Origin of the sequence: Wolbachia endosymbiont of Drosophila seguyi, assembly GCF_028981765.1 — a bacterium.
Lineage (GTDB): Bacteria > Pseudomonadota > Alphaproteobacteria > Rickettsiales > Anaplasmataceae > Wolbachia > Wolbachia pipientis.
In genome coordinates this window covers 1-784 of record NZ_JAPQLM010000024.1, presented here as the reverse complement: position 1 = coordinate 784, position 784 = coordinate 1, and the positions used below count along the sequence as shown (strand labels likewise).

Genomic DNA, 784 nt, shown 5'->3' with positions numbered 1-784 from the left:
GATGTTATATATATTTCGTCATTTTCCTTTGGATTACAGAGGGCTAAAGGCTGCAATGCTAAGTCATTGCTACGAAAAACAAGAAGACTACTTTAATTTTAACAAAGCTGTTTTTAACTCAATAGATTCGTGGAATTACTACAATTTAAGTGATTTGACTTTACTACAAAGAATTGCTGCACTAAGCAACTTAAAGCAAGATGCATTTAACCAATGCATTAATGATAAGAAAATAATGGATAAAATCGTAAATGATAAATCACTGGCAATTAATAAACTTGGTATCACAGCCACTCCAATATTTTTCATCAAGCTTAACGATGATAAATCATATATAGAGCATAATAAAGTTAAACATGGAGGGTATAAAGAGCTGAAATATTTCACTAATGTGATAGATAAATTATATGGAAAAGCTATAGTGAAGTAATACCACTGTAGCTTACCATATAAAAGACTCTATGCTGAGTCATTGTTTTTCACTACTGTTTGTTGTTTTTTACGCTCAAACTCTCTTTTTTTACTGTGCCAAGTGTAGTAATACATAGCGATTTTATTCTCTATTAATACTATTGTCCCATCATAAAACTGAACCATATCCATAACTTTTCTCTGAGCTTCATCAAAACGTTCTTTATACTTTTCACGATAAGCTGGATTATGTAGTAACATAACCCCTTCATTCTTGTTAGATTTTTTGTTTAACGTTTCAACTTCACCAGCAATAGTATAAGACATATAACCCCCTCTAATTGATTATAAAAATTATATTTTAAAAAGAGAA

General features: G+C 30.0%; 2 protein-coding genes. One reads left to right on the top strand and one right to left on the bottom strand.

Annotated features, from left to right (window positions below):
• Window positions 1-430: DsbA family protein (locus tag OZD62_RS00460; RefSeq protein ID WP_275019198.1), on the top strand; the 430-nt coding region annotated here is incomplete at its 5' end.
• A 29-nt stretch (window positions 431-459) separates the two neighbouring features.
• On the opposite strand, the gene OZD62_RS00455 is transcribed toward OZD62_RS00460, so the two are convergent.
• On the bottom strand, window positions 460-738 hold the full coding sequence (locus OZD62_RS00455; RefSeq protein ID WP_006279425.1) for a DUF2671 domain-containing protein: 279 nt from the start codon (window positions 736-738) through the stop codon (window positions 460-462).
• Between the last annotated feature and the right edge of the window lie 46 nt (window positions 739-784).

What these genes read in the sequence shown, in the direction of transcription:
- OZD62_RS00455 (WP_006279425.1), bottom strand. Translation starts at nt 738, where the DNA reads ATGTCTTATACTATTGCTGGTGAAGTTGAAACGTTAAACAAAAAATCT.